The sequence below is a fragment of the Rothia sp. 110740021-2 genome (assembly GCF_054263775.1).
Window position 1 is genome coordinate 1,447,998 of record NZ_JBSZFE010000001.1, and the last position, 24,119, is coordinate 1,472,116.

Genomic DNA, 24,119 nt, shown 5'->3' on the forward strand with positions numbered 1-24,119 from the left:
GCCAATGCCCGCTGGAAATTTTATCACTACACTTTATGAATCTTTTATCCTGCATTGAGTGTTTTTACAGTGTGAAACGACAGTTAAGAGTCATTATGATGCACTCCCTATCGGCACCAGCAGCTGTCCTGATATTCCCACTTCTAGCACTATTTCAAGCCGATAAGTTACATATTGGTGCATAATGCGAAAGCCCCCTCCTACCGAAGTAGAAGGGGGCTTTTGGTAAACCGCCTCGCGGGTACCTCACCTTTCAGAGAAGGTAGGTGACGCGCATCGGAGCTTTACGCTGTTTAGGAAACAACCAAGGACAGGACGTAAACCCAAACACAGGTGATAGCCAGCAGAGCGGCACTGTACTTGATCGCCATGGAGGTAATCTTGGATTCCTCGCCGGTGCTGTTCACAGCAGCGGCTGCAATTGCGATGGACTGCGGGGAAACAATCTTCGCCATCACACCACCGGCGGTGTTAGATGCAACCAGCAGGGTCTGACTGACGCCAATCTGCTGTGCGGTGGTAGCCTGCAGGCCAGCGAAGAGGATGTTGTTGTTCACCACGGAGCCGGTCACGAACACGCCAATCCAACCGATAATCGGGGACAGCAGCGGGAAGATTGCGCCCACAGCGGCAACAGCCAGTGCGATGGAGGTAATCATACCCGCGTAGTTCATGACGTTAGCAACGGACATGACCAGGCAGATCATGAGGATCGGGGTCTGCAGCTGCTTCCAGGTGCCGCCGAGTTCCTCGATAGCCTCACCCCAGCTGATGGAGGAGGTCAGGATGGTGATGATTGCAGCGACCAGAATTGCGGTACCGGAAGCACCAATGATGTTCCAGGTGAAGACCGCGTCAAATGCCTTGGGGGTAGGAACAATCGGTGCCGTCTGCTGGATGCTCTGGTGCACCCACGGAATGTTGAAGCTCAAGTTACTGAAGGCGAGCAGACCACCCTTAGCGAAGAGCGGCTTCATCACGGTGGACCAGAGCAGAATCACGACGGACAGGTAGATGAAGGGGCTCCATGCCTTGAGGATTTCGCTACCGGTGTGCTTGACGCTCTGCTGAGCCTCAACTTCCTCCAGGGAGGGAGCGGTGGGCTCGCGGAAGATGTGCTTGGGCTGCCACTTCTGCATGATGAGTGCCAGAGCAACGAGGGCCAGCAGCGGCGGGATGATGTCGACAAGCTCGGGGTTACCGAGGCCTGCGAGCAGAACGGACTGTCCGCCGGAGTAAATCACGCCGACCATGAGAGCTACCAGACCGACCTCGCGGATACCGCGCAGACCGTCCTGAATAGCGACGAGCAGTACGGGGATGAGAGCCGCCATGATCTGGAGTACCAGGATCATTTCGATGGACAGTGCGTGCAGGTCCACGCCACCGCGGGTTGCTGCGGTGGTCACGGGGATACCGATAGCGCCGTATGCACCGGAGCTCACGTTAGCGATCAGTGCGAACATTGCGGCCTTGAGCGGGTTGAAGCCCAGGGACACAAGCAGTGCAGCACAGATAGCGATCGGAATACCGAAGCCTGCAGCGCCTTCAAGGAAGCCACCGAAGCAGAATGCGATCAGCAGCATCTGGATGCGCTGGTCGGTAGAGATGGAGGAGATGGAGGAGCGAACAATTTCGAAGCCGCCCGAACGCACGGAAATGCGGTAGAGCCACACTGCCATGAGAACAATCCAGCCGATGGGCCACATGCCCGAGAGGAAACCGTGGAGGATGGAGCCTGCACCTGCGGTGACGGGCATTCCGAAGATAGCGCAACCGATGAGGAGAGCTAGGACGAGGGAGATAACGGCAGATTTAATACCGCTGAGCTTCAGGACGGTGAGGCCCAGAAGGAAGAAAATAATCGGGACTGCTGCCACGAGTGCCGAGAGCGCGCTCGAGTTCAGCGGGTCGTAGACTTGCTGCCACATGATGTTTTGTGTTCCTTTCCGCGCCCATGAAGGACGGGATTGTGTTGTGCCGTAAAGCCTGCCCAATGGTGCGCGTAGCCATGTGTATGCCGCATGCTTCAGGTATATTTTCTCGTTGCTTTATGCGTTGGGGAGGCTACCCCACGGGAATATTTACCTTTACTTGGGTTCGTGTTGATTTTACGACTATGAAATTTGGTGTGCTTGAAGCTGTGTTTTAGTCATAGAAACCTAATTATTCCTTGATTTATCAAGGAAAAAATCAGTACCAAAGTCGACGCTTCTGATTCCTAAAACACAGTTCCTCGATTACAAATGTACCACTCGTCCCCCACAAATTCGGTCATATTCCAACATTTAAATCGAAGCTCATAATTGCACGCTAACCTAAACTCTACTACCCCGCGCCATCTCTACATCCATCCTTCACATCCACTGAAGATTCAAGAAACCATTGAATTGATATATAGACACCAAAACAACAGACAACACAAAAAGCTCCGGAAGGAAAAACCTTCCGGAGCTTTATCTGTCGGGTTGACAGGATTTGAACCTGCGACCCCTTGACCCCCAGTCAAGTGCGCTACCAAGCTGCGCCACAACCCGATTCGTTATTCACGATATTATTTTCAAGGTTTCCCTCGAACACTCGAATAACTATACCGGGCTTTCAACCCCCACGCAAGCCAGAATCCCCGTTTTTAGAAAAAATCTTAAAAATCTTTTTCGCGCAGATTTTCTGCACAGAATCCAGCGCGTGGGGGCCGAGCCCCGCAACACAGCATCAAGCAGATATGTCCCGCTACTAGCGGCGGCTGCCCTTGCCCTTCTTAGCCTTCGCGCTCTGACGCTCACCCAGAGAGCGGCGCTCACGCACACGCATCGAAATCTCAATCGGAGTACCCGTGAAATCAAAAGTCTCACGCAGACGACGCATAATGAAGCGGCGGTAGCCCGGATCCAAGAAACCGGTAGTAAACAGCACGAACTTCGGCGGACGCGAAGATACCTGAGTACCAAAAAGAATACGCGGCTGCTTACCGCCACGCAGCGGGTGCGGATGCGCGGCCACAATCTCGCCCAGGAACGCGTTCAGACGACCGGTCGGAATGCGCGAATCCCACGACTCCAGCGAGTACTCCAGAGCGGGCACCAATTTGTCCTTGTGCCAGCCGGTCTTCGCCGAAATGTTCACGCGAGGTGCCCACTGCACGTGCGCCAGGTCGCGCTCAATCTCTCGCTCGAGCATGTCGCGGCGATCCTCATCGAGGGTATCCCACTTATTGAATGCCAGAACCATCGCACGGCCCGAATCAATCACAGTCTGTACGATACGCACATCCTGCTCAGAGATCGGCTCGGAAACATCCAGCAGCACCACGGCAACCTCAGAACGTTCCAGAGCAGTCTGAGTACGCAGCGAAGAGTAGAACTCCGCGCCCTTAGCCATGTGCTGACGACGGCGAATGCCCGCGGTATCCACAAAACGCCAGGGGTAGCCGCCCAGCTCAATAATCTCATCAATCGGGTCACGAGTCGTACCAGCCAGGTCGTTCACCACGGCACGCTCAGAACCAGCCAACTTGTTCAGCAGCGACGACTTACCCACGTTCGGGCGACCCACCAGAGCCACACGACGCGGGCCGCCCAGCGCCTCCGGCTGAGCAAACTGCGAGTGCTTCGGCATGACCTCAAGAATCTCGTCCAGAGCATCCGCCAGGCCACGGCCGTGCAGACCCGACACCGGGAACGGCTGACCCATACCCAGCGACCAGAGGTTATAAATCTCCGGCTCCAGGTGAGCGTCATCAATCTTATTAGCGATCAGAATGATCGGCTTCTTCACACGGCGCAGCATACGAACAATCTGCTCGTCCGAAGCGGTCACACCCACACGGGCATCCACCACCAGGACCACAACATCGGCCTGCTCCACAGCAATCTCAGCCTGCTCAGCCACCTGAGCATCAATACCGCGGGCGTCAGACTCCCAACCACCGGTATCAACCAGGGTGAAGCTCTTACCCAGCCACTCGGCCTTATAGGACACGCGGTCACGAGTCACACCCGGCTTATCCTCAACCACCGCCTCACGGCGGCCCAGAATACGGTTAATAATGGTCGACTTACCCACATTCGGGCGGCCAACAATCGCCACTACCGGATCAGCGAGCTGCTCTTCTTCTTCCTCAATGTCGAAGCCCCAGGCACCCAGCAGGGCGCGGTCCTCTTCATCCAGGTCATAGTCCTCAAGACCTTCAAGCAGAGCCTGAGCACGCTGTTCAGCGGTCTCATCATCAATCTCAGCGAGGCGCTCGGTAACGTCGTCCTCGCCACCGCCCAGGTACTTATCTTCGTAATCGTCGCGGATAGCGTCCTCAGCCATGCGCATTCCTTTCTCTACCCGCCCCCGCGCCCAACCCAATGGTCAGCACGCAAGCGCGGCTCAACGTCTTCTCTGGAGCGGATACGCCACTCCCCCAGCGTTTCGGCGGGCCTAACCCGCGCGCTTCGCCTTCAACTGGTCATTCACAGCGTTAATCACTGCAGAGACCGTCGCATTAAAATCAAGATCCGAGCTGTCCACCCGGGTCACGCCCTCGGCAGCTTCCATAAAGTTATTGACCTTCGAATCCTTCGCATCACGCTCAGCGATCTGCTTGCTCAAGTCACCCGAAGCGCCGGACTTCTCCGCGTTTTCCAGGCCGCGGCGCGCCATACGCACCTCTTCAGAAGCAGTCAGCAGGATGCGCGCATCAGCGTCGGGCGCGACCACGGTGGTGATGTCACGGCCCTCAGCGACCATGCCGTTAATAGCGTGGTCAATCATCCAACGCTGCAGGCCAATCAGGTGCTCACGAACCGCCGGAACCGAAGCAACAGCAGAAACAGCCGAAGAAATGCGCTCGCTACGAATCTCCTCACGGATATCGGTCAAGCCCATCAGAATCTCTTCTTCCTTAATGTTCGTACCGAACACCAGGGGCATCTCTTCGACAGCCTTCGCTATCGCCTCAGTGTCGTTCAGGTCAATGCCAAGTTCCAGCACACGGTAGGTTGCGGCACGGTACATTGCACCGGTGTCCAGGTACGCCAGACCAAAGTGGCGTGCAACTTCCTTAGACACAGACGACTTACCGGAACCGGAGGGACCGTCAATAGCAATCGTCAGTTTAGGGTTCTCGTGCATCAGCACTCCTTCAAATTCGTCTCAAACTTTATGCCGGAAAATATAGCTTTAACTCTACTTCACAACACGCCAACCGCGAGCCGACAAATCGCGGACCAACGCCTCATGAATAGACGGATTGACCGAGATTTCAGCCATACCCACCGGGGCGCCCGTCGAGTGCTCCAGACGCAAATCCTCAAGGTTCGCGCCCAGCTCACCAATCTCGGCAAGCAAACGAGCCAGCGTGCCGGGGGTGTCATCCACCAGCACCGTCATCTTTGCGAACGCGGCGGGGGCCGTACCGTGCTTACCCGGAATACGGTTAACGCCCGCGTTGCCTTCGCTCATCAGCTGCGCCAAATCCAGGCGAGCACCGGAGGCCGTCGGGTTCTCCAGCGTTGCGATGAGGCGATTCAGGTCATCACGCACCCCGTAGAGGGTCTTCACAATCGGGTCAGCGTTTGCTGCAAAAATCTGTACCCACAGCGTCGGGTCCGAAGCCGCAATACGCACCGTATCGCGCAAACCCTGACCCGCCAGGGACAGCGCATACAGCGGAGTGTCCTGCAGACGCGAAGCCAGAAGCGAACTCATCGCCTGCGGTACATGAGAGATCAGAGCAACCGTCTGATCATGCTCCTCAATGCTCAGAGAAGTCACAATCGCGCCCAGCTCAACCGCCACAGAACGCACCAGACGCACACACTCGGGACGAACCGAATCGTGCTCGCAGATAATCCACGGACGCGCTTGGAACAGCTCACCGCGTGCAGCCACCGGGCCGGACTTCTCACGCCCAGCCATCGGATGCGAACCCACATAACGGGACGCATCCGCACCCGAGGCAAGCACATCAGCTAGCGGTTGCACCTTCACGGAGGCAACATCCGTCACCACGGCGCCTGGGTATCCTACCTCCGGTCGAGGTGCATAGGTGTTCAGCGCGCGAGCGCACACGGCACCGGCACTATCCGGAGGCGCAGCCACCACCACCAGCTGCGGGGCGAGGGAGGCACGCTCCTGCTCCGACAGGGTGGAGAAGCTTGTACCAGCGCCGATATCCTGCGCCACAGCCTCGGCGGTGGGTGAAATATCTTGGACGTACACGTCCTCGCATCCTTCCGCGCGCAATCCCAAACCAATGGAGGCGCCCAGCAGACCCGAGCCGATAATGAGTACCGGCCCGGTCAGCGTTGAGTCCATGTGCAGCTCAGATGCGGAAAGCTCAGCGGGCGAGCTCATGACAACTCCTTAGCGTTATTACATATCCACCGAAGCGAGCAGATGACCAATCTCGACCTTCGAGAGGTTACGGACAGTGCCCTGCTTCTGCGAACCAATACGAATCGGCCCCATCTCAACGCGAACCAGGCGCTCAACCGGGTATCCGACAGCGTCGAAGAGGCGGCGCACAATACGGTTCTTACCGGAGTGGATGGTCACCTCAACGAGCACATGGCCGGGGGTAGAATCCACCAGCTTAAACTCGTCCACACGAGTCACGCCGTCTTCCAGGCGAATGCCCTTCTTCATGGCTGCGCCGACACCGGGCTCCATCGGGCCGGGAACCTGCACCAGGTAGGTCTTGGGCACCTCGTAGGAGGGGTGGGTGAGTCGGTTCGCCAGTTCACCGTCGTTGGTCAGCAGCAGCAGACCCTCAGTTTCAACATCCAGGCGGCCCACGTGGAACACACGCTCGCTCATGGAGGAACGCAGGAAGTCAGAGATGCAGGGGCGGCCCTCGGGGTCTTCCATGGTGGAGACCACGCCGGCGGGCTTGTTGAATGCCATGTAGACGAGCTTGTCGTTGGTTTGAACGGTCATGCCGTCCACCTGCACAGTCACCTTGGAGGGGTCCACGCGTACACCCAGCTCGGTCACGACCTCACCGTTGACGGTGACGCGACCTTCAGTAATCATTTCTTCGCAGACGCGACGGGATGCCACACCGGCCTGAGCCAGCAGCTTCTGCAGGCGCACACCGTCGTGGTCGTAGAACTCGTAGTGGTCTACCGGGGCGTTACGTGGGCGGCGGGGACGGTGAGGGCCAGCGTAGTTGCTGACGCGGTATTCACCGCGCTCGTTCGCGAAGGCTTCGCCGGAGCGGTAGGGGCGGCCCGGTGCGCGGCGTTCGCGCTTGGGCAGTTCGGTGCCGCGGCCTCGGCCGGAACCTGCGCGGCCTGCGCCGAACTTCTTCTCGCCGAAGCCCTTTGCGCCGCCCTTACCAGCGCCGCTCTTCGGTGCGCCGGGACGACCGCCGCGTGCGGATGCACCCTTAGCGCCGGGCTTACCACCCTGACCGGGACGACCGGCGCTGGGACGGCCACCGCGGGAGCTCTGGGGGCGACCGGATGCAGAGCGGCCGCCGCGGGAGCTCTGGGGGCGACCGGATGCAGAGCGGCCGCCGCGGGAGGAGTTTCCATATGCCATGGTATTCTTCTCTTTTCTATCGTTGTAGTATTTGTTAGTCTTTGTGCCCCAGCACCGAATGTGTGGTGTTTATATCAGCGCCAGGGGCGCTTATCCGGGGTAGTTCTGCAGCAGGTTTTCAGCAGAACCGTTGAAAGTTTCGTTATTGCCGTAACGGCTGTAGCGGGCGGGTTAGTCGTTACCTTCGGCGAGGACCGCCGCCTCCGTATCATCGGGGAGGAAGGGCGCAAGCGCCGGCAGCTCCTTCAGGGAGTTCAACCCGAGCTTTGTCAGTAGCAACTCCGTGGTTTCGTAGAGGGTCGCGCCGCTTCCGGCTTCGCGACCAGCCTCACGAATCAGCTGCCGTTGGAGTAGCTGACGGATTGCTGCGTCCGCATTCACGCCTCGAATGGAGGCCACCCTCGCCCTGGTCACCGGCTGCTGGTAGGCAATCACGGCAAGTGTCTCGTAGGCGGGCTTGCTCAGCGTCGCGCTCTTGGAACGGGTCACGAAGCGTGCCACCCAGGGGGCGAAGTCGTCGCGGGCGTAGAGCTTCCAGCCTCCTGCGATGTTCCGCAACTGGAATCCGCGCGGTTCCGGTGCCACCCCCTCTTCTCCGTAGCCGCTTTCTTCGCCGTTGTACTCGCTGTACAGCTGGTCGAGCGCGTGCTCAACAGCTCGTTCGCTAACGATGAGAGCGGCGGAGAGTTCTTTGACGCTCACGGGTGCTTCGGCAACGGCGAGGATTGCTTCGATGGCGCTTTTGACGCCGCCAGGGATTACCTCGACCTTGGAGAATTCGGCTTCGGCATCAACCGCTACACTGGGTGCGGTGGAGGGGCCTCCCTCCGGAATCTTTACCGGTTTCGCTTCCGGTTTCTTCGACTCGCGGGGCGCAGTTTCCTGCGATTCCTCAGAGCTGTCGGAGTCCTCTACCGTTTCAGCGGCCTCAGCTTCTTCGGCAATCTCAGTACTCAGAGGCGTTGCAGCTACCTCATGTTCAGCCGGCTCAGCGTCCGCCTCAGCAGGCTTTGAGCTCTCAGCCTCTACCGGCGCCGAGTCAGCCTGTTCCGAATCCTCATCCGCGTTCGGATCCCAGTAGCCCATGTTCACGATGGCAAGGTCGTCAGGGGTAAATTCACGGTCAAAGCGTGAGCCGTGATTACTCATAATCCTCCTCTACCGGTTCCGTTTTAGCTTCAGATTCGTTCACTTCGGGTGATTCAGGCGCTTCACTGGTTTCGTGCGCATCCTGAGTGTCTGTTTCTTCACGAATTACGAACTGTGCCGCGCTCGCGCTCGCACGTACCCGAATGGCTCCGAGTAGTGCGTCCTGTTCTACGTGCAGGGCGCCTTCTTTGTAGAGCTCAAGCAGGGCGAGAAAACGAACCACCGCGATTTCTAGTTCGCCGGATCCTTGAACCAGTTCGGCAAAGCTCAGTTCCCGAGCCGCGGTATCGAGCAGGCTGTGCAGAATATAGTGTTCTTCAGCCGCGATGGTGGTGAGCGGAACGTGCAGGTGCTCGTTGAGTTCTTCAACGATTTCTTCGGGTTCCGGTTCAGGTTCTTTGGGGGTTCGGCTCAGCGCTGCTGCGGCGATGCGGGCGAACTCTTCGGCGCCTCCGGTAAAGACCAGCTCGGGTAGCGCCTGGGCGAATCGTTCTTCGAGGGCTACCGCACGGGGAAAACGCTGTGCTTCTTGCGCCCAGCGTTCAGCAAAAATATCGGCGACTTCGCGGTAGGCGCGGTATTGCAATAGACGGGCAAAGAGCAGGTCACGTGCCTCCAACAGCGCAACATCCTCTTCGAGGGGTTCACGATGCTGCGGGAGCAGGCGTGCGGTCTTGAGTTCCAGCAGGGTTGCGGCGGTGACCAGAAATTCGCTGGCTTCGTCGAGTGCACGTTCGGTGCCTTCAGCGTAGAGGGCGTGCAAGTATGCGAGGAACTCGTCGGTAACCTCTGCGAGCGCCACCTCGGTAATATCGAGTTTGCGGCGCGAAATCAGGGTCAGTAGAAGATCAAAGGGACCCTCAAAATTACTGAGGGTGAGGGTGAAACCGCGTTCCGGGTTCTGCAGGCCGCGGCCCTCAGTCCGGGCGTTCGCGGCGGTGTCTGCGTTCGGTGTCGGTACCCTCACGGCAGCGACGTTCGTGGTCATAAACGACCTATTCTCCTTAGGTTTATTCTCCCCGGCTTTATTGGTGCCGTCTCAGATGCGGCTTCTATTTCGCCTATTTTTCGGCGTAAGCAGTGTGCGGGGTCTTTAGAATCCACACAATTATACGCCCTCTGCCGGTGTGACTCAAGGATGAGAGTCACCTCAGCGGAGGGCGTATAGGTGCGCAGAGGGCTTTAGCGTGCGCCGCCCTTATAGATCAGTTCGCGTGCCACCTGGCGGTATGCTTCCGCACCGGGGTGGCTGGAGGCGTAGCTGAGAATCGGCTCAGCGGACACCGATGCGTCCGGGAACTTCACGGTGCGCTTGATGACGGTGTCGAAGACCTTGTCGCCAAATGCGTCCACGATGCGCGCCAGAACTTCCTTAGAGTGGATAGTGCGGGCATCGAACATAGTGGCAAGTACACCGGAGATTTCGAGGTCGGGGTTCAGACGGTCCTGAACCTTCTCGATGGAGTCGACCAGCAGTGCAACGGCTCGCAGTGCGAAGAACTCACAAATTAGCGGAATGATGACGCCTTCGGAGGCGGTCAGTGCGTTGACGGTCAGCAGGCCCAGGGATGGTTGGCAGTCGATGAGGATGACGTCGTATTCGTCGCGGACCTTGCGCAATGCCGAGGCGAGAACCTGCTCGCGAGCCACTTCGTTGACCAGCTGAACTTCAGCTGCGGAGAGGTCAATGTTGGCGGGCAGCAAGTCGATGTTCTCCACGCCGGTGGGCAGGATGACATCCCTGATGTCGACCTTACGGTCCATCATGACGTTGTAGACGGTCAGGTCCAGTTCGTGCGGGTTCGCGCCGAAACCGGCGGAAAGTGCTCCCTGCGGGTCGAAGTCGACCAGGAGCACCTTACGGCCGCATTCTGCCAGTGCCGCGCCCAGGTTAATGGTGGAGGTGGTCTTACCCACGCCGCCCTTCTGATTCACCATAGAGATAATTCGGGCGGGACCGTGGCTGCTCAGCGGAGCCGGGTCGGGGTATACGCGCAGGGGTCGACCGGTGGGGCCGAGTTCTTGAGCCTGAGCTTCAGTCAATGGTTCACCTTCATCAATGAATTCGAAGTTTTAAAGTTTAAGCGTTGTCTATAAGGTTACCTCAAGAGCGGCTGTTCCGCGGTTTGACGGGGTTTTATCCCCGTTCGTGGGCACGCGGATGCGCCATGCGGTACACCTCCATGAGCCCCTCAGGTGTGACCTTGGTGTACACCTGTGTGGTGGCGATGGAGGCGTGCCCGAGTAGTTCTTGCACCACGCGAATATCGGCGCCACCCTGCAGTAGGTGCGTTGCGAAGCTATGGCGCATGGAGTGCGGTGAGAAGTCTGAGCTGAGCCCGGCAGCTTCGGCGGCTTCTTTGAGGATGAGCCAAGCGCCTTGGCGTCCGAGTCTGCCGCCTCGTCCATTGACAAAGAGCGCGGCGGTGCCTTTACCGTGCGCTACGAAGGTGGGGCGGGCACGCACCAGGTAGTCTTGGATTGCTTTTTGGGCATAACTTCCGATAGGTACGAGCCGTTCTTTGTTTCCTTTGCCGAAGAGTCGAACATAGCCGGGCAGGATAATCTGGTTGCTGTCTTCGTCTGTGAGGGTTCCCTCGAAGTGTACGTCGTCAATATCGGCGTTGAGCATTTCGCTCACGCGTGCGCCGGTGGCGTAGAGGAATTCGAGTATGGCTCGGTTGCGTAGCCCGGTGGCGGTTTCGCGGTCGGGTACGGCGAGTAGCCGCTGAATGTCTTCTACACTGACTGCTTTGGGTAGGCGCTTAACGTTCTTGGGCGGAGTGACCGGTGCCGCCGGATCGCTGGGCACGATGAGCGCGGAGACCCAGAAGGCATGTACTCCGCGGACTGCCGCCATGGTGCGGGCGATGGAGTTCGGTCCCAGCGGCAGGGGCAGGCTCGGCACCCCTTCAGCGGTTGGCATTTCTTTTTCAGGGGCCCCAGCTTTCTCCGGCTGCCCGGAACGTGCGTTTCCAGCGCCCCCGTTTCCTGTACCTCGCCCCGATTCGGAGGCAATCATCAGCGCCAGCGATTCTGCGGCTTCTTCCTGTGCTTCCTGAGATTCCTGCGCGTTTTGGGTGTTCTTCTCCCCCACCTCGAATCCGGCAAGAGGCACGGTGGGGGCGGCGAGTTCCCGCATGAAGGAACGCACCTGCGCGGTGGTGATGCGTTCGGGGTCGATGACTCCGAGGGTCGCCATGTAGGCGCTGTATCGTCGCAGGTCACGCCCGTAGGAGGCGATGGTGTGTTCGCTGCTTCCTCTCTCCACGCGCAGGTGGATGAGGTACTGGTCAATGGCTTTCTGTAGCGGGGTCTGCCCCTCCTGATGGGAAGAACCCAAGGTAGAAGAACCCAGCACGGAGGAACCGGCAAAAGAGGACACGCCGAGCAGACTCGCGCCGCAGAATGTCTTGCTCGCCGTACTTTTTGCCTGCTTCACGCTATCTCCTCTATCGGTTCTCTTGATATGTGGGTTTGCCGTAGGCGGAGCTACTCCCCCGCCCAATGCTCCGTTCTTAGTGGTTGCGGAAGTTCTCCGGCTTTTCGCGGCGCTGCCCCATATAGGGGTGGAACTCCCAGCCACCCTCGGCAGGGCGCAGGCCTTCAAAATTGTTCTGCGCCGCCGCATAGGTGGCGAGTACCGCTTGGATAGCGAGCGCGTTGTGAATCTTTCCGCCTAATACCAGCTGCACCGCGTCGGCGAGGGGTACCCAGCGATAGGTCATTTCGGATTCTTCATCGGTGCGTTCGCTACGTTCTTCGGCGGGCAGTTCCGAGAGGTTGCGCGCCAGGTAGACGCGGCCTGCTTCGCTAGTTGCGCCGGGGCTGCTGAAGTAGTCGGTCAGAGCGTTCCAGGTGGATGCTTTCAGGTCTGCCTCTTCGGCAAGTTCGCGCTGCGCGGCGCCCAGGGGATCTTCACCGTCGATGTCGAGCAGTCCGGCGGGCACTTCCCAGAGGTTCATACGCACCGGATGGCGGTATTGGTTGAGCATCAGCAGTTCGTTGTTGTCGTTGAGAACCGCCACGGCGACGGCGCCGGGCATTTCCACGACATCGCGGGTCAGCGCAGTGTTTTCATTGAGTTCGTACTCTTCGACGGTCGTTTCGATGACGTAGCCGCTGTACTTCACGGTGCGGGTGCGGATGGTACGTTCGGAGGGTGCATCAATAATCTGCTGGTTGTTGCTCATTCTTTCATTGTAGGCGGCTTCTTAGCCCCGCTACATTTGGCGCGTCAGGTACGGCCACGGTTTAAAGCACGTTCAGGTTTACACAAGAGCATCCCGCTCTCCCCTGCGCGGGGTGAGCGGGATGCTGAACGTTTATGCCTAGATATTAGGCGCCGCGGCGCTCCAGAGCAGCCTTAATCAGGCCGGCGAAGAGCGGGTGCGGGCGGGTCGGACGCGAGCGATACTCGGGGTGTGCCTGAGTTGCCACGTAGTAGGGGTGTGTCTCTGCGGGCAGTTCCACATACTCGACCAGCGAGGAGTCCGGGGAGGTACCGGAGATGTGCAGACCTGCTTCTTCAAGCTGCTCGCGGTACTCGTTGTTCACCTCGTAACGGTGGCGGTGACGCTCTGCAACCTCGGTTGCACCGTATGCCTTAGCAACCTGAGAGCCGGGAACGAGGTTTGCCTTGTACAGGCCCAGGCGCATGGTGCCGCCCAGGTCGCCTGCACCTTCGACGAACTGCTTCTGCTCTTCGATAGTTGCGATGACCGGTACGGAGGTTTCGGGCTCGAATTCGGTGGATGATGCTTCGCGCAGGCCCAGTACGTTGCGTGCGTACTCAATGACCATGGACTGCAGACCGAGGCAGATACCCAGGGTCGGGATCTTGTGCTCGCGTGCGTACTTGAGTGCACCAATCTTGCCGTCTAGGCCGCGGATGCCGAAGCCACCGGGCACGAGGATTGCGTCCATGTCGCGCAGCTGGTGGTCTGCATCTTCATCGGTTGCGCACAGGTCGGCTGCAACCCACTTGATGTTGACCTTAACGTTGTTTGCGAAGCCGCCGGCGCGCAGAGCCTCAGAGACGGACAGGTATGCGTCGGGCAGATCGATGTACTTACCGACCAGGCCAACGTTAACCTCTGCCGCGGGGCGGTGCACTGCGTCGAGCAGGCGGTTCCACTGGGTGAAGTCCGGTGCGGAAGCCTCAATGCCGAAGTAGTCGAGGATGTAGTCGTCGAGCTTCTGGCTGTGCAGGGTCTTGGGGATGTCGTAGATGCTGGGTGCGTCGGCGCAGGAGATAACTGCGTCGCTGTCTACGTCGCATGCGTTACCAATCTTGGTACGGTGCGATACGGGAACCTCACGCTCACAGCGCAGGATCAGACCGTCAGGCTGAATGCCCAGGCCGCGCAGTGCTGCGACGGAGTGCTGGGTCGGCTTGGTCTTGAGCTCGCCAGAGGGGCCGATGAACGGCACCAGGGAGACGTGCAGGAAGAAGACGTTCTTGCGGCCAACATCGCGGCGTACCTGGCGTGCTGCTTCCATAAAGGGCAGGGACTCGATATCGCCGACGGTACCACCGATTTCGGTGATAATAATGTCGGGCGCGTCGTCAATTTCCGCTGCGTGACGCATGCGGGCCTTGATTTCGTCGGTAATGTGAGGGATGACCTGGACGGTGTCACCAAGGTATTCACCGCGGCGCTCCTTCGCGATGACGGAGGAGTAGACCTGGCCGGTGGTCACGTTAGCGGACTGGTCGAGGTTTTCGTCCAGGAAGCGCTCGTAGTGTCCGATGTCGAGGTCAGTTTCAGCACCGTCGTCGGTGACAAAGACTTCACCGTGCTGGAAGGGGTTCATCGTACCGGGGTCGACGTTCAGGTAAGGGTCGAACTTCTGCATGGTCACAGAGAGGCCACGTGCGCGAAGAAGCTGACCGAGGGAAGAGGCCGAAAGGCCCTTACCGAGAGAAGATGCAACGCCGCCGGTCACGAAAATCTGGCGGGTTACCTTGTCGTTAGAGGACGCATTCAGAGCGTTATTTTTTTCATTCACCACGGAATTTAAGCCTACCATTTTCTTGTCTGCTATCCAAGCAGAGGGTTTTGCCACAAGAGGATTCTCTCAGGTGGTTTTCCCTCCCCTATTTGTCCTTATCACCACTGTAAACGGAGCCGGGGATTTATTATCCCCGCCGCGCCGTGTAGAAGCAGGTGTAGGAGCATTCACAGAGTATCTCACATCCTCTGAGCTCCATGCACCGCTGTTGGTCACCGGCTTGGACTGTACTGACAACTTTCCGAAGCATGCTCGCGCTCTTCAGTCCCTTTGATGGTCTTTAGCGCCGAAAGGTGGCATCTTTCGGCGCTTTTACCAGCACCTTTCCAATCCTTTTCCCGGTAGGTTTGCATGTTACTTTCAGCGTCCCTACGGCACGTCTCGACCGGCTGCCAGCAGCTCGCGGGCGTGCTCTCGTGCCGATTCTGATTGATCGTGTCCGGAGAGCATTCGCGCCAGTTCCACCACGCGTTCCTCTTCGGAAAGTACCTTGACCTTCGAGAGGGACGCGTCATCATTTTTCAGCACGAGAATGTGCTGGTCCGCAAAGGCGGCAACCTGCGGCAGGTGGGTAACCACCAGAACCTGCACGTGTCGGGCGAGCATGGCAAGGCGGCGACCGATTTCGATAGCTGCCTTACCACCCACGCCGGAGTCCACCTCATCGAAGATGAAGGTGGGCACGGGGTCCACCTCGGCAAGCACCACCTCCAAGGCGAGCATCACGCGGGAGAGCTCACCACCGGAGGCACCCTTACCGAGCGGGCGCGGCACGGCGGTTCGGTGCGGGGCCAACATGAAGGTGACGGTGTCTCGACCGTGCACAGAAAACTTTTCAGCTTCGGCAACCTCCACGACCAGGGATGCGTTCGGCATGGCAAGAGCAGTGAGCTCCTCGCTGACGGCATCCGCCAGTTTCTGTGCGGCAGCACGGCGCAGGGCAGTTAGCTCTTCTGCCTGGGCACCGAGCACCTTGCGTAGCTGTACCAGTTCGGTTTCCAGGGTTTCCTGTCGCTGGGGGTCGTCCACCAGGGTCTCAAGGCGTGCACGGGATTCTTCGGCCCATTCGAGCACCTCGGCAATATCGGCGCCGTACTTGCGGGTGAGGGTTGCCAGTTGGGCGCGGCGAGTCTGTACCTGTGCCAGACGTTCGGGACCTTCAACGTCCAGGGAGGCCATGTAGGAGGACAGATCCGAGGAAATATCGGTGGCAAGAATCAGCAGTTCGTTGACGCGCGCCGCGAGGGAGGCAAGCTCTTCATCAGCGTCCGCCTGCGACTGTAGCGCGGAGCGGCTTGCATCGAGCAGGCTCATGACGCTCTGCTCATCGCCGGTAGAGTATTCACTACCACTGAGCGCTGTGGAGGCGGTTGCCGAGGCAATGCGTAGCGCTTCAACGTTCATGAGCTTCACCATTTCGGCTTTGAGCTCTTCTTCTTCCCCACCCTGCGGGTTGACCGTGCTAATTTCTTCGAGGGCGCCCTGCAGGGTCTGCGCTTCGAGGGCGCGTGCGCGAGAGTTTTCGCGTACCTCCTTGAGCTCTGCGGCGGCGGCACGGTAACGCTCGTAGTTTTCGCGGTACTTCTCAAGCAAGTTGGCGAGCCCTTCACCGGCGTACAGGTCGAGGGAGTGGCGCTGCTCTGCAGCTGATTTGAGGCGCAACTGATCGGACTGGCCGTGGACTGCAACAAGAGTCTGACCAATCTGAGACAGAGTTCCGATGGGTGCGGAACAACCGCCGACGTGGGCGCGGGAGCGCCCCGAAGCGTTGACGGTGCGTGCCAGAAGCAGTTCGGAGGTCTGTTCGTCGATGTCTTCAGCAGTGCCGCCGGCTTCTTCGGCAAGCTCAAGGGCACGGTGTCCGCGGGGCAGGCGAATCACTGCTTCGGCGAGGGCGCTCTTGGCACCGTTACGCACGCTGGATGCGTCGGATCGGGCACCCAGGAGCATGCCGAGGGCGGTGACGACCATGGTTTTACCTGCGCCGGTTTCGCCAGTCAGCACCGAGAATCCGGGTTCGAGGGGGAGCCTTGCATCGGTAATAATGCCGAGGTCTCGAATATGGATTTCCTCAATCACGAACGTTCATTCCTTTTCTTTAGCGCTTCTCGCCGTCCTGTGGACCTCGCCAACCACGAATCGGAAGCTCAAATTTACGCACCAGTCGTTCCGAGAAGGGAGCCGGGTGGATACGGGCAAGCAGCACCGATTTTTCGGAGCGTCGCACCTCAATACGGGATCCGGGGTCCAACTCTACGGTTCGGCGGCCATCACACCAGAGCACGCCGGAGGCACCGTTTCCTGGCATCATTTCTACCGCCAAGGTGGAGGTCGGCGCTGCTACCAGCGGGCGCGCAAAGAGCGCATGAGCCGAGAGTGGCACCATGAGAATTGCTTCAACTTCGGGCCAGACGACCGGACCGCCACCGGAGAAAGCGTAGGCAGTCGAGCCGGTGGGGGTTCCCATGACCACGCCGTCGCAGCCAAAGCTACTGAGCGGGCGGCAATCCACCTCGATAATAACTTCAATCATTTTTTCGCGGTTGCCCTTTTCGACACTAGCTTCATTCAGTGCCCAATCGCTATGCACTCGCTTGCCGTCGTTCCAGACTTCCACGTCGATTGCCATGCGTTCTTCAACGGTGTATTCGTTGTTGACGATGCAGCGAACGGTTTCAGTCAGGTCACTCTCTTCGGATTCAGCAAGGAAGCCAACGTGTCCCAGGTTCACGCCAATGAGCGGAACGCTAGTTCGGCGCACCATTTCGGCGGCGCGAAGAATCGAGCCGTCACCGCCGAGCACCACGCCGAGTTCAATATCAATGAGCGCCACGGATTCGTGGACGACCTGCACGGGGATGGGCTCGTCCCAGTTTTCACTCAGGGTCTCCAGATCGGAGCGAGTCATGACGGGTGCAAGTCCCGCTTCGTAGAGCTGAGTGCACGCCTGTCGGGCGGCATCTCGTGCTTCTTTGCGCCCCACGTGGGCGAAGACGAGAATCTTACGGTGACGTTGTTCCACCGAGTCTTCGGAACCACGACGTTCGGAACCATCGCGCGCATCTACAGCAGCCACCTGTGCGGTTGCTTCCTGCGGGGCGTGGCTTTCGTGTTCTGCCATAAGGATTCTCTCCCATTGGGTGTTGAGATGGTGTATCTACACCTATCATACCGAATATGTTCTCGAAGATTTTCTAAAATACCATATTTTTAGAAAATTATTTCGAATAGCGTACAACTGGGGTATCTCTAAAATACCTGTAAAAATACCTGCGAATAGCGCGGCAGCCTGAGAAAGCTCCGCCCTCAACGCGTCCTGCGTTATCGAGCGGTTTTCTCAGACTGCCTTAGCACTATTTATTTTTGGCACTATAATTTACTTTCGACACCGTTGAATAGGGAGTTGTAAAAAAGTTCCCTTAGCCTGCACAACAAGATAATTTCGAAATATCTTTATCGAACGTAAGTGCAACTAATTTTAGCCCTTCAGCCATTGTTAAATATGGTGCTAGGGTTTCTGTTAAATCTTCTATCGTTAAGCCAAATTTAACAGCTAATGATGCTGCATAGATGACATCTCCTGCATTTTCAGATACAATATGAACCCCTAATACTTTTAGTGTTTCTGCATCTGCTACTAGTTTAAATACACCGGTTGTTTCACGGTTTACAATTGCTCTTGGAACAGCATCTAAAGGTAATACAGATGTCTTCACATCATACCCTTTCTCTTTTGCTTGTTCTTCTGTTAAACCAACCGTTGCAACCGTCGGATTCGTAAACGTAACAGCAGGAACTACCGATAAATCTATTTTTTTGTTTAATCCGCCAATAGCATTATCAGTAATAATTCCACCTTCATAGGCTGCTACATATACAAATTGTGGTCCTAAAGTCACATCTCCTGCTGCATAAATCTTTTCATTACTTGTTTGGCCAAAATCATTGATCAGGATTTCATTATTTTTTCCAGTTTCAACACCTGCTGCACTTAAATTTAAAGAATCCGTATTTGGTTTTCTTCCAGTGGCAACAAGTAACTGATCTGATTCAATGACTTCTCTACTGCCATTTACTGTTACGTAAACCCTTTTTATCTCTCCACTTTGTTCAACACGCTCAAAAGTTGCCCCTTTGACAAGGTTTATACCCTGTTCAATTAACGCTTTTTCAACTGACTCTGAAATCTCAGAATCATACTCCTTTAAAAGTCGCTCACTTCTTTGCATAAGCGTTATTTCTGAACCTAAATGATGAAATAGTTGTCCAAGCTCCATTCCAATGTATCCTGAACCAATTACAGTTAATCGTTTTGGTATTTTCTTTAACTCAAGAAGTGTTGTACTAGTTAAATAGTCCATTTTTTCAAGTCCTGAAATTTGGGGCAACGAAGGCGATGCACCTGTTGCAATTAAAAAGCGTTTTGCAGATAACTTTGTCCCATTGACCTCAACCGTACTAGCATCAACGAATTTTGCTTCACCTTTAATTAAATCAAAATTATATTCATCAATTAAATCCATATATTTTTGATTCCGAAGTTCGCTCACCAATTTATCCTTTTGCGTGATTAAACTAGCTAAATCCACTTCTCCAGCGGATGTTTGTAAACCTATAAACGGATTGTCTTTTGATAAATGATTGATTTCCCCTGCCCTAAGAAGAGTTTTTGACGGAACACAGCCAATATTCACACAGGTTCCCCCAACCGTTCCACGCTCAATCATTCCAACTTTTGCACCGTATTCTATAGCTTTAATTGCCGAAGAAAAGGCAGCAGCACCAGAACCAATAATAAGAAGGTCATAATTGTCTTCATTAATTAACGCCACGTTTTCTAGTGATGATACTTCTTCAATTTCTCCGGCTTGGTAATTTGCTTCATCAATCGCCTTTATTGCACTTTCAACCTCAATATCATCGGGCAGTTCAAATACTGCTTCACCACGACGATAACTAGACTCAATATTTTTAGCACCTATCTTTTCAAGTGCTGATTCTACGTGTTTTTCACAACCCGTACAAGTCATTCCTGAAATGTTTACCTTAAATTTATTCATAAAAAAGCTCCTTTCGTTTGTTAATTTTTCTATTATAACATAGTTTCAATTCGTTTTAAATCCTCTATTTGTTTTTGCACTTCCTTTTGTTTTTTAGAAACAAATTCGAACATATCTTGACAACGAACTTCATCTTTATCTACAACACCAAGTAATTTATAAATCTCACTTAAAGAGAAACCAAGTTCCTGTATTCGTTTAATAAACCCAACACGCTTAACGTCATCATATGAATATATCCGATAACCAGCTTCCGTTCGGTGAGGTTCTTGTAATAAATTTTTTCGCTCGTAATATCTGATCGCTTCTTTATTAACTCCACATTTATCTGCAAACTCACTAATGCGATAAATCATCTTATTTCACCCCCTGAATATTATAAACCATGTACCATAGTACACGGTCAAGTAAATTGGACTATTTTATTTTTTTCCCAAAGTATCACTCGTATGTGATTGATACTTTTATATAATACTATTGATTATCCTAACATCCCACCAGAAAATCCGATTTAAACACCAGTTGTTTTTAAACTATTAAGAAAGTAATTCCACTATATATTCCGAAGACCCTTTATTTTTTGCACCATAGGAAGTACTCTACGTTGCCGTCCTGTCCGGGGAGCGGGCTGGGTTCCATACCCATCACGCGCAATCCGTGGCTTACCGCAGATGCCTGGACTTTTTCCACTGCTTCACGGCGGGCGGATTCTTCGTGCACCACTCCCCCGCGTCCGATGCGGTGTTTGCCAACCTCGAACTGCGGCTTGACCATGAGCACCAGGTCGCCACCGGTTTCGGTGGCGTTCGCTAGCGACTCCATGACCAGGGTCAGCGAGATGAACGAGAGGTCAGAAACCGTCAGCTCAACCTGCCCGCCAATATCTTCGGGCTTCATGTAACGAACATTGAGTCCTTCGTACACGCCAACTCGCGGTTCTTTGCGTAGTGTTTCCACAAGCTGCCCGTGTCCTACATCAACGGCGGCTACGTGGGCAGCTCCTCGACGAAGTAGCACGTCGGTAAAGCCTCCGGTGGAGGCTCCCGCGTCCAGGCAGCGCTTACCTTCCACCTCAATATCGGGGAATGCGTCGAGGGCACCGGCGAGCTTGTGGCCTGCGCGACTGACGTATTCGGTCAGTTCGCTCTGGCGCACGTAGAGGGTATCCTCCGGGCCCACGAGCATGGACGCTTTGCGTGCAACCTTGCCGTTGACTTGTACGTCTCCTGCCGCGATGAGTTTTGCGGCGAGGGTTCGTGAGCTCACGAATCCGGCTTCGACCAGGTATTTATCGAGGCGCACGGTGTCTCTGTCTTCTTTCTGTCGTCGTCTGGTGACGGGCTATCTAGTGCTCCTCAGAGCATTGCTGTTCTGAGGGTTCACCGCCGCGAACTAGGAGAGGTTTTCGAGGTCCTTCTCCAGTTGCTCGCTCATCGTTTCGAGGCGCTTGACGCGTTCTACGGGGTCCATGGCGAGGGTCGCCGCGAGTTGGCGCTCAAATTCGGCGTCAAGCTCAGCGGTTTCCTCTGTCGTGCTGTTAGTCTCCGGTTCTTTAGGCACCGGGGATCCCCTGGATATTGGGGCGTGCGCCCTGTTCGGGGTTTGCCGCCCACCATGCCGCGCAGGCTACGCGCCATGCTTCGGCTTCACTCTCGCTACCCGCGAATGCTTCGGCGTCTTCAGCCTCGGGGCCGGTCAGGCTCATGTTTTCACCGCGGACTCGTGCCTGCCAGGTGGGGCCGGTTGCGGTGACTTCGTAGCCTTCGTAGAGCACCTCAATTTCGGGGTAGGGTGCGAAGAAGTCCTCGAGGGTGCGCAGAATATAGGTCGGACGCTGGTTCGGCACGGCCTCGATGACGTCCTGGTAGGTCTGTACGCCGGTGAGGACGAGGGCGCCGTCCATCTTTGCGTTGTTGGCACCGAGAATGTCGGTGTCCAGGCGGTCGCCCACAATGACGGGGCGGCTGGAGTTCACAGCTTGCGCTGCGGTGTGGAAGATGGGCGCTTCGGGCTTGCCCGCGACGAGCGGGGTGCGGCGTGAGGCGGTTGCTACGGCAGCAACGAGAGTGCCGTTACCGGGTGCCTGGCCTCGTTCCTTGGGGATGCTCTGGTCGGTGTTGGTGGCAATCCAGAGGATGTCGGGGTTTGCGAGGGTGTAGGCGGCTTCCGCAAGGTCTTCCCAGCCGATCTTGGGGTCGAAACCCTGGATGACGGCTACGGGGCCTTCTTCTTCCTTACGTACGGTTTCGAGGCCTACCGCACGAACGCAGTCGGCAAGTGCTTCGGTGCCGGTGATGAGTACTTTGGAGCCTGCGGGTACGTGCTGTGCGAGCAGCGCGGCGCCTGCCTGTGCGGAGCTGACAACTCGTTCTGCTCGGGTGTGCAGGCCCAGTTCTCGCAGGTGCTCTGCTACGGATTCTACGGAGCGCGATGCGTTGTTGGTGACAAAAATGACCGGTACGTTGAGTTCTTCTTCGGCGCGGTTGAGCGCTTCGGGTGCGCCTTCGATGGCGAAGGGGCCCGCGTAGACTACACCGTCCAGATCGGAGAGGAGGGCATCGTAGCGGGATAGGAGTGCGTTCTTGGTCATATAATATTCCTCTCGGGGTCTCTGGCGGTTGTCGCTATTAATCGTACCTGTTAGACACTCTAGCGTTGGCACCTTCGAGCGATTATATAGAAAACCGCTGGACGCTCTTCCCTGCTTGGGTGTGGCGTCCAACGGTTTCACGCTGACACTTAGGTCGCGTATTTAGAATTCTTAGATTCTCCGCAGTCTTATTCTGCGGAGGTTTCTTCTGCTTCTTCAGTCTTGGGAGCTTCGGTCTTCTCGTCCTCAGCTACTTCCTCTTCTGCGGAAGCATCCGCGGTCTCTTCAGCGTCTTCTGCGGTTTCAGTGAGTTCTACGGACTTCTCTTCCTGTTCGAAGAGGCCTGCTTCACCGAACATGTCGAAGATTTCGGGTTCTGCGAAGTTGCCCTGCCCCAGCGCTGCTTCTGCCATGAATGAGAGGCGTGCCCAGTGTTCTGCTTCCTGGTTACGGTCTGCGTTAGCCAGCGCGTCGGAGTATGCGCTGAACAGGCGGGGGCTGTATTCGAAGGCACGCTTAGGATTCAGCTGAGGAATCTGCAGTGCTACGACAGCTTCAGACTTCTTGCCCTGATCGCTGAGGATGCCGGATTCAACGATGGCGAGCTCTACGCGCACGTTGGCGGGCAGTTCTTCCTTCTTGAATTCTGCAATCATTTCCATTGCCTTGGGTAAGCGGCCGAGCGCACGTTCGCAGTCCGCCAGCAGTGCCAGGTGGTCTACGGAGCCGCTAATACGGCGGTGGGTGCGCAGTTCGCGCAGTGCCAGTTCGAAGTCTTCTGCTACGTATGCGGCAACACCAACAGCTTCGCGTACTGCGGCAATACGGCCTGCGCTACGGGATGCGGCAACGGCGTGTTCTAGTGCGAATTCGGGGTCGATGTCGAGGTAGCGACCTGCCATGGCGAGGTGCTTTGCAACGGTTTCTGCGTTGCGCGGCTCAAGGGCGCGCAGCTGACGGAAGGTTGCGCCGTCCAGCTCGCGACCGGTGATGTCATCGTCAATTTCCGGTGCCTTGGGCTTTGCGGGGCGGTAGCCTGCACGGCCACCAATGCTGCGTACTTCTTCGCGAGGTGCTTCAGCCTCGGGAGCGTTGGAGCGAGGTGCCTTGGATCGGGAATCGGAGCGACGACCGTCAAACTTTTTGCCTCCGCGGTCATTACGCTTGAAACCGCCCTTACCGCCAAAGTTCTTGCCGCCCTTCTTGGAGCGGATGTCCTTTCCTCCGCTGTTCTTGCGGTGATGGCGGGGGCCGGAGCCGTTAAACTCGTGACGGGGGGTATCAGACATGAATCTCCTTGGGAGGTATCCGCCAGTGTCGGCGGGTAGGGTATGCAGTCGGTTCGGGCGAACCGCTGCCTGAGGCATCAACTCTATGAGGGGTGCTTTAGATACACCCGCTAATGCCTAAACATAAGCCATACCATTCTAGTATAGAGAGCACCTTCCGTGCACCCGTACCGATAGGATGTTAAAGACAAATGGGGAGGCCGTTAGACCTCCCCAAACGAAAATAGCCCCGGCAAAGCCGGGGCTATTGAACAATAAAGCGGCAATAACCTACTCTCCCACACCCTCGAAAGTGCAGTACCATCGGCGCAAAGAGCCTTAGCTTCTGGGTTCGGAATGGAACCAGGCGTTTCCCTCTCGCTATAATCACCGCAAACCTACGGGATTATTATCCAAAAACCATACAGTGAACGCAAACAACAAACAACTTCCTGAAAAGTAAGCCTTCAGCCTATTAGTACCAGTCAACTCCACGAGTCTTCA

At 56.5% G+C, this 24,119-nt stretch carries 19 protein-coding genes, 1 tRNA gene and 1 rRNA gene; all 21 read right to left on the minus strand.

The window, feature by feature from the left end:
- Positions 1–293 precede the first annotated feature (293 nt).
- The gene (locus tag ACUXHH_RS05895; protein WP_279754701.1) at positions 294–1,931 is read right to left on the minus strand and encodes an L-lactate permease; all 1,638 of its coding nucleotides are present in this window, start codon (positions 1,929–1,931) and stop codon (positions 294–296) included.
- Between the two features lie 532 nt (positions 1,932–2,463).
- Positions 2,464–2,537: transfer RNA gene (locus ACUXHH_RS05900), tRNA-Pro, on the minus strand.
- 199 nt (positions 2,538–2,736) lie between these two features.
- Positions 2,737–4,317 carry a ribosome biogenesis GTPase Der gene (gene der / locus ACUXHH_RS05905; protein WP_279740394.1) on the minus strand — a complete coding sequence of 527 codons (1,581 nt, stop codon included), beginning with the start codon at positions 4,315–4,317 and terminating at the stop codon, positions 2,737–2,739.
- A gap of 111 nt (positions 4,318–4,428) precedes the next feature.
- Positions 4,429–5,121 (minus strand): (d)CMP kinase, encoded by a 693-nt coding sequence (gene cmk / locus ACUXHH_RS05910; protein WP_279740393.1) that lies wholly within the window; start codon positions 5,119–5,121, stop codon positions 4,429–4,431.
- Positions 5,122–5,175: 54 nt separating this feature from the next.
- Entirely contained in the window at positions 5,176–6,345 is a 1,170-nt protein-coding gene (locus ACUXHH_RS05915) for a prephenate dehydrogenase (protein ID WP_279740391.1), read from the minus strand.
- Between the two features lie 18 nt (positions 6,346–6,363).
- Positions 6,364–7,533, minus strand: coding sequence for a pseudouridine synthase (locus tag ACUXHH_RS05920; RefSeq protein ID WP_458391017.1), 1,170 nt, complete (start codon positions 7,531–7,533; stop codon positions 6,364–6,366).
- A 171-nt stretch (positions 7,534–7,704) separates the two neighbouring features.
- Positions 7,705–8,682 carry an SMC-Scp complex subunit ScpB gene (gene scpB, locus ACUXHH_RS05925; RefSeq protein ID WP_458391018.1) on the minus strand — a complete coding sequence of 326 codons (978 nt, stop codon included), beginning with the start codon at positions 8,680–8,682 and terminating at the stop codon, positions 7,705–7,707.
- Complete coding sequence (locus tag ACUXHH_RS05930; protein ID WP_458391019.1) at positions 8,675–9,670, minus strand: segregation and condensation protein A; 996 nt, start codon at positions 9,668–9,670, stop codon at positions 8,675–8,677. The genes scpB and ACUXHH_RS05930 overlap by 8 nt, the downstream gene beginning before the upstream one ends.
- Before the next feature lie 194 nt (positions 9,671–9,864).
- Positions 9,865–10,725 carry a ParA family protein gene (locus ACUXHH_RS05935; protein WP_279740386.1) on the minus strand — a complete coding sequence of 287 codons (861 nt, stop codon included), beginning with the start codon at positions 10,723–10,725 and terminating at the stop codon, positions 9,865–9,867.
- A gap of 94 nt (positions 10,726–10,819) precedes the next feature.
- The gene (locus ACUXHH_RS05940) at positions 10,820–12,124 is read right to left on the minus strand and encodes a tyrosine recombinase (RefSeq protein WP_458391020.1); all 1,305 of its coding nucleotides are present in this window, start codon (positions 12,122–12,124) and stop codon (positions 10,820–10,822) included.
- A 76-nt stretch (positions 12,125–12,200) separates the two neighbouring features.
- Positions 12,201–12,875 (minus strand): NUDIX hydrolase, encoded by a 675-nt coding sequence (locus ACUXHH_RS05945; RefSeq protein ID WP_314078653.1) that lies wholly within the window; start codon positions 12,873–12,875, stop codon positions 12,201–12,203.
- A gap of 145 nt (positions 12,876–13,020) precedes the next feature.
- Positions 13,021–14,715 carry a CTP synthase gene (locus ACUXHH_RS05950; RefSeq protein WP_279740381.1) on the minus strand — a complete coding sequence of 565 codons (1,695 nt, stop codon included), beginning with the start codon at positions 14,713–14,715 and terminating at the stop codon, positions 13,021–13,023.
- 351 nt (positions 14,716–15,066) lie between these two features.
- Entirely contained in the window at positions 15,067–16,776 is a 1,710-nt protein-coding gene (gene recN, locus ACUXHH_RS05955; protein WP_279740380.1) for a DNA repair protein RecN, read from the minus strand.
- A gap of 19 nt (positions 16,777–16,795) precedes the next feature.
- Complete coding sequence (locus ACUXHH_RS05960) at positions 16,796–17,818, minus strand: NAD kinase (protein ID WP_279740379.1); 1,023 nt, start codon at positions 17,816–17,818, stop codon at positions 16,796–16,798.
- Between the two features lie 298 nt (positions 17,819–18,116).
- On the minus strand, positions 18,117–19,757 hold the full coding sequence (merA, locus tag ACUXHH_RS05965) for a mercury(II) reductase (protein WP_371569242.1): 1,641 nt from the start codon (positions 19,755–19,757) through the stop codon (positions 18,117–18,119).
- A gap of 32 nt (positions 19,758–19,789) precedes the next feature.
- Positions 19,790–20,113, minus strand: coding sequence for an Hg(II)-responsive transcriptional regulator (gene merR / locus ACUXHH_RS05970; protein ID WP_458391021.1), 324 nt, complete (start codon positions 20,111–20,113; stop codon positions 19,790–19,792).
- 217 nt (positions 20,114–20,330) lie between these two features.
- Positions 20,331–21,059: a TlyA family RNA methyltransferase gene (locus ACUXHH_RS05975; protein WP_279740376.1), complete on the minus strand. Its 729-nt coding sequence runs from the start codon at positions 21,057–21,059 to the stop codon at positions 20,331–20,333.
- A 90-nt stretch (positions 21,060–21,149) separates the two neighbouring features.
- Positions 21,150–21,317 (minus strand): GTPase, encoded by a 168-nt coding sequence (locus ACUXHH_RS05980; RefSeq protein WP_458391022.1) that lies wholly within the window; start codon positions 21,315–21,317, stop codon positions 21,150–21,152.
- A complete protein-coding gene (locus ACUXHH_RS05985) occupies positions 21,310–22,347 on the minus strand; it encodes an HAD-IIA family hydrolase (RefSeq protein WP_458391023.1) in 1,038 nt (345 codons plus the stop codon). Before ACUXHH_RS05985 ends, ACUXHH_RS05980 begins: the two co-directional genes overlap by 8 nt.
- Before the next feature lie 188 nt (positions 22,348–22,535).
- Positions 22,536–23,636 carry a hypothetical protein gene (locus ACUXHH_RS05990; RefSeq protein ID WP_458391024.1) on the minus strand — a complete coding sequence of 367 codons (1,101 nt, stop codon included), beginning with the start codon at positions 23,634–23,636 and terminating at the stop codon, positions 22,536–22,538.
- Between the two features lie 257 nt (positions 23,637–23,893).
- Positions 23,894–24,010 (minus strand): 5S ribosomal RNA (rrf, locus tag ACUXHH_RS05995).
- Positions 24,011–24,119: the final 109 nt, after the last annotated feature.

Excerpts from the sequence above, each read along its gene's own strand:
- ACUXHH_RS05895 (WP_279754701.1), bottom strand. The coding sequence starts at position 1,931 with ATGTGGCAGCAAGTCTACGACCCGCTGAACTCGAGCGCGCTCTCGGCA.
- der (WP_279740394.1), bottom strand. The coding sequence starts at position 4,317 with ATGGCTGAGGACGCTATCCGCGACGATTACGAAGATAAGTACCTGGGC.
- cmk (WP_279740393.1), bottom strand. The coding sequence starts at position 5,121 with ATGCACGAGAACCCTAAACTGACGATTGCTATTGACGGTCCCTCCGGT.
- ACUXHH_RS05915 (WP_279740391.1), bottom strand. The coding sequence starts at position 6,345 with ATGAGCTCGCCCGCTGAGCTTTCCGCATCTGAGCTGCACATGGACTCA.
- ACUXHH_RS05920 (WP_458391017.1), bottom strand. The coding sequence starts at position 7,533 with ATGGCATATGGAAACTCCTCCCGCGGCGGCCGCTCTGCATCCGGTCGC.
- scpB (WP_458391018.1), bottom strand. The coding sequence starts at position 8,682 with ATGAGTAATCACGGCTCACGCTTTGACCGTGAATTTACCCCTGACGAC.
- ACUXHH_RS05930 (WP_458391019.1), bottom strand. The coding sequence starts at position 9,670 with ATGACCACGAACGTCGCTGCCGTGAGGGTACCGACACCGAACGCAGAC.
- ACUXHH_RS05945 (WP_314078653.1), bottom strand. The coding sequence starts at position 12,875 with ATGAGCAACAACCAGCAGATTATTGATGCACCCTCCGAACGTACCATC.
- ACUXHH_RS05950 (WP_279740381.1), bottom strand. The coding sequence starts at position 14,715 with ATGGTAGGCTTAAATTCCGTGGTGAATGAAAAAAATAACGCTCTGAAT.
- ACUXHH_RS05960 (WP_279740379.1), bottom strand. The coding sequence starts at position 17,818 with ATGGCAGAACACGAAAGCCACGCCCCGCAGGAAGCAACCGCACAGGTG.
- merA (WP_371569242.1), bottom strand. The coding sequence starts at position 19,757 with ATGAATAAATTTAAGGTAAACATTTCAGGAATGACTTGTACGGGTTGT.
- merR (WP_458391021.1), bottom strand. The coding sequence starts at position 20,113 with ATGATTTATCGCATTAGTGAGTTTGCAGATAAATGTGGAGTTAATAAA.
- ACUXHH_RS05985 (WP_458391023.1), bottom strand. The coding sequence starts at position 22,347 with ATGACCAAGAACGCACTCCTATCCCGCTACGATGCCCTCCTCTCCGAT.
- ACUXHH_RS05990 (WP_458391024.1), bottom strand. The coding sequence starts at position 23,636 with ATGTCTGATACCCCCCGTCACGAGTTTAACGGCTCCGGCCCCCGCCAT.